Genomic DNA, 4,208 nt, shown 5'->3' with positions numbered 1-4,208 from the left:
AGCGTCTTGGCGATGACGCGCGGGCTGATGCCTGCGACATAGTCTCGCAGGATTCGCCGCACGACATTGGCCTCGGCCTCGTCGATCTCGCGGTCACCCCGGATCGGATCGCCGCGCGGGTCCAGCTTCTTGACCACCTTGTAGCCATAGCAAAGCCCGCCGCCTGACTTGCCGTCCTCGACGCGGCCCCGAATGCCCCGATGAGTCTTGGCGGCGAGGTCTTTGAGGAACAGCGCATTCATTGTCCCCTTGAGGCCGACATGAAGCTCGTTGATCTCGCCCTCGGCCAGCGTGACGATGGGAACGCCGGTGAACTTTAAATGCTTGAACAGTGTCGCCACATCGGCCTGGTCGCGCGATATGCGGTCCAGCGCCTCGGCCAGCACCATGTCGAACTGGCCCGCCTGCGCGTCCTGCAACAGCATCTGGATACCGGGCCGCAGGATCAGGCTCGCGCCCGAGATGCTGGCGTCCTTATAGGTGCCGACCACCTTCCACTTCTCGCGCTTCGCCTGTTCGCGGCAGATGCGGAACTGGTCCTCAATGGACGCCTCGCGCTGGTTATCGGAGGAATAGCGGGCGTAGAGGGCAACACGGGTCATCGGCCGGTCCTTTCAAAACTCCATGGTCAGCGGCGCACGGTGCTGCTCTTCTTCGCGCGAGCCAGTTCGAGGAAGCTGGCCTTGATCTTGGCGAACAGCCCCGGCGGGATGAAGCCATAGGCGAACTCGCCCCGCTTGCCGGTGACCGGCGACAGCCCGCCATTGGGCCATTCGTCGATGTTATGCTCCGACACGATCACCCAGCTCGGCGCGTCGTCGAGGCCGATGGCCTGCTTCACCTTCGCCGGGATCTCGATGCCGACCGTATCGCCGGAGGGTGGCGTGTGGGTGATCGGCAACAGCACCACATGGCGCGGGCGCACAAGCGCGTCGGTTGCGGCGACGAAGCAGGCCGGGCGGTCCTTGCCCTGATCCTGGCCGGCGGCGGCTTCATGCGTCCAGAGGTAATCGTAACGCAGGACGAGGCCGGGCTTCGGTTCAGGGATCGCCACGTCGCCCACCTTACTTCAGCAGATCGTCGAGGTGGGCGTGTTCCGGGTCCATCTCGGCCCGTTCAACGGCGTCGATCACCACATCGGCGGCGTCCGCCGTGCGATGCGTCCGCTGCGCGGCGGCGCGGAGCCAATCGTAATGATCGGCGGTCATCAGTACGAACTCGCGCCGCCCGTGCCGGGTGATCTCCACCGGCTCGCGCTTCGCCTGGTGCTGGAACTCGCCGAACTTGCGCTGGAATTCGAGGGAACCGACTGTCGGCATGGCAGGCATCCTTTCGATTTGGATGCCTGAATTATACGTGTAATTCGTGTTATTGCAAGGTTGGGGTTACTCATCCTCGCCTGCCGGGCGCTTCTTCTGCGCCCTGCGTTCCAGTGCGATCTTGCGCTCGAACTGCTCGCGGGCGATCTGGCGGCCGATCAGCCGGGCGAGGGACCGGATGGCGGCATCGGCGCGCGCAGGATCCTTCCGGCCCGTTTCCGGGCCTATGACCTCGATGCTGATCCTGTCGCGTTTGAGCGCCATCGTCTCCAGAAATCCCATGCCCGGAAGGGCAGGGACCATCGAAGAACCGTTCGCGCATGAAAAGAAAGTCCCCCAATGCAGCCGTGCGGCGTATAGGATATAATAGCGTAAAATAAGGACTGGCCGCAATTTGGAGAGTATGCTGCAGTGGAGATCGGCAACGACAAGTTAGGCGAGGCTATTCTCGCGTTGCGTTACCTGCGCTCGTAACGGTCGCGCACGGCGACTGCTTCAAGTCAGATCGCGGGTGCCTTCGTCATTGTGACAAAGACTCGCGGTTGAAAAAGGCCAAGAGCCCAGCCTTTTTGTGAGGATTTGTAAGGTTAATAGGTTTTGATGCATATCTTGCAGGCAGGGGCCATGCCATCTGCTGACTGATCCTCGTCGCGACCCACGGCCACCCGCTCGGGGAGATGCTGAGGGGGCAGCTCCATGCCAATCCGGCCAACGCCCCGCTTCTGCCGCAAGCCGACGCGGCTATCGATGCCCTCGCGGCGGTAACCGGGTTGACGCAACCGATCTGCCCGCGCCTCTGATGCCATTGTCCGCACCCGCCATTCAAGACCCCCTCATCAGCGCGTTCTCCCTGGATCCAGTCCGGCTGGCGGAGCATGTGTCCAAGCCGGTCCTGATCGTTCAGGAAGAAGCGGACCTTCAGGTCGGCATGTCGGACGCCGGGTGCGACCCCAAGTCCGCATACACACACGGATAGGCTACTTCCCGGAAAAATGCTTCTCCCGCGGCAACACCCTATTCCGGAAGAAGGAGGAAATCTCGGTGCGCCTGCTCTCAAAATGCTCCGCAGCCCGGTCCGGCAGGCGGGCAAACGCTTCGTCATAGTCGTCCATCTCGATCGCCGTATCAGATTCGTCGGGCTCGATACGCAGGCAGCGGTCAGGCCCGAGCAACAACTTCGCCTGGGCGGTCGCGTTGTCGGTGGTCAGGAACATCGCCGCCTTGATCGCCTCCCGCCACGCGATCAGCCCCCGGAACACGTCGGGCTTGCGCAGTGCGAAGGGCGCATTGCCGGTGCCGATGCTGAAAATCTCCACTTGGTCAAAACCTATGGCGTAGGCAGTGATGGCATCGACGAGCGCGACCATAATCGGATTGTTGGCCCATACGCCGCCGTCGATGAAAATCCGACCGCTCTCTTCGTGCTCAAGCCCCTTGAGGTAGGTGGGCGCTGCTGAAGTTGCTCGCGCCACTTTCCACATCGGGGTCGCGTGATCGTTCCTGAAGTCCCTGTGATGATCGGTCTTGAAAACGGCGATTTCAGTCTTCGGCATCATGAAGGCCGGAATGACCAGCCGGGTCATGGAGTCGCCGAGAAGATGATCGGTGAACCGGCGCTTCAGGGCCTCTTCCAGCTCTTCATGAACCAGCTTCGGGCCGTTGAGGGATCGCAGGAACCGGCGGACCCGGCCGATCCATCCACCCGGCAGCGGCGGAAATATCTTCCGACCGTCATCGTGGTAAAACCCCTTGATCTCGGCGGTCGGAATACCCAGTCCCAGGCCGAGGGCGATGATGCCGCCGGTCGATGTGCCGGCGATCATGTCGAAATACTGAGCCAGCGGCGCGCCATCGCAGAAATTCTCTTCACAACGCCGCAGGATTTCGGCGGTGTAGATGCCCCTGATCCCGCCACCGTCGAGCGAGAGGATTTTGAACGGCCTGTCCGACGGCCAAGGCTGGCGCGCGCGGCGGGTCGTCAGGCTGTTGGCGCAGCGGTCAGTGAACATCGGCCTTCACCCCCCGGATGATCTGCGCGTCGGCGGCGTGCATGCGCGCCACGCTTTCGTAGCCGACGCCGGGCGCGAGCCATTCGCCCGTCAGGTGCCACAGCTCGTAGTAGGCGAGCCATTCGGCGGTCCAGTGGATAGTCGTCTCCGCGATCAGGCGCGCGGCGGACCACTCGCCGTCCTCGGGGTCGAACAGGCAAAGGCCGGAGCTGGGGGGATCGTTCGCGTCGTAGATCAGGTGCGGGATTTCGGCGAAAGTGCCGCCCGGCCGCGGCTCCAGCGGCGGATCGATGATCATCACATAGGGCAGCGTCATCGCGCCCGGCTTCCAGAAGAGGAACACTTCATACAGCCGGGCTTTGGGCCGCAGCGGCCCCCGCCACGCCAATGTGCCGTCCCCCAGTCTCCGGCCCTGGAAGTCCGGCCACTGGGCGGCCATCGCCTTGAGCTGGGCGTCGGGCGAGCGCGCGCCGTCAGTCTTCATCCGGGTCGTCCGTGGGCGCGCCGAGAATGAAGGGATGAAAATTGTGGCGCGGCACCTCACGCAAACGCTCTGGCGCGGCAACGACGGCTGGGGCGTAGATGCCGCCGGTGCGCGGCGCGGAAAGTACCGGTGCCGCCCGGTCCCGGCGGTCGTAGCGCTCCATCAGAATGGCGCGCTGTTCCTTGCCGATCCGCTCGCCGAACAATTCGTCGATTGTGTTGGCGATATCGGTCAGCGACGCCCTCGCCATGAATTCCAGCCGTGCCGCAAGGTGCTCCAACGTTTCGGCCAGCGCCTTCATATCGGCAAGGCCGGACGCGTCGAGCCGCGGCCAACGGTCATTGATGCGGTCAGGCGGATAGGAGGGGTTTTTTTCGCGCGGGCGGGTGTCGTCCG

7 protein-coding genes are annotated in these 4,208 nt (G+C 63.5%); all 7 read right to left on the bottom strand.

Annotated features, from left to right (window positions below; genetic code table 11):
- Nucleotides 1-602: recombinase family protein (locus tag VMR39_RS24310; protein ID WP_325420062.1), on the bottom strand; the 602-nt coding region annotated here is incomplete at its 3' end.
- Nucleotides 603-628: 26 nt separating this feature from the next.
- Complete coding sequence (locus VMR39_RS24305; RefSeq protein WP_325420059.1) at nucleotides 629-1,054, bottom strand: hypothetical protein; 426 nt, start codon at nucleotides 1,052-1,054, stop codon at nucleotides 629-631.
- Between the two features lie 10 nt (nucleotides 1,055-1,064).
- On the bottom strand, nucleotides 1,065-1,319 hold the full coding sequence (locus VMR39_RS24300) for a type II toxin-antitoxin system prevent-host-death family antitoxin (protein WP_151599382.1): 255 nt from the start codon (nucleotides 1,317-1,319) through the stop codon (nucleotides 1,065-1,067).
- 66 nt (nucleotides 1,320-1,385) lie between these two features.
- Nucleotides 1,386-1,622 (bottom strand): hypothetical protein, encoded by a 237-nt coding sequence (locus tag VMR39_RS24295; RefSeq protein ID WP_325420055.1) that lies wholly within the window; start codon nucleotides 1,620-1,622, stop codon nucleotides 1,386-1,388.
- 674 nt (nucleotides 1,623-2,296) lie between these two features.
- Nucleotides 2,297-3,328 carry a CBASS cGAMP-activated phospholipase gene (locus VMR39_RS24290; protein ID WP_325420053.1) on the bottom strand — a complete coding sequence of 344 codons (1,032 nt, stop codon included), beginning with the start codon at nucleotides 3,326-3,328 and terminating at the stop codon, nucleotides 2,297-2,299.
- Entirely contained in the window at nucleotides 3,318-3,812 is a 495-nt protein-coding gene (locus tag VMR39_RS24285) for a hypothetical protein (protein WP_325420051.1), read from the bottom strand. The genes VMR39_RS24290 and VMR39_RS24285 overlap by 11 nt, the downstream gene beginning before the upstream one ends.
- The coding region (locus tag VMR39_RS24280) for a hypothetical protein (protein WP_325420049.1) at nucleotides 3,802-4,208 on the bottom strand (407 nt) is incomplete at its 5' end. The genes VMR39_RS24280 and VMR39_RS24285, both read right to left, overlap by 11 nt.

The sequence above is a fragment of the Sphingobium sp. genome (genome assembly GCF_035511395.1).
Classification (GTDB): domain Bacteria; phylum Pseudomonadota; class Alphaproteobacteria; order Sphingomonadales; family Sphingomonadaceae; genus Sphingobium.
This window is presented reverse-complemented; position numbering and strand designations above follow the sequence as displayed.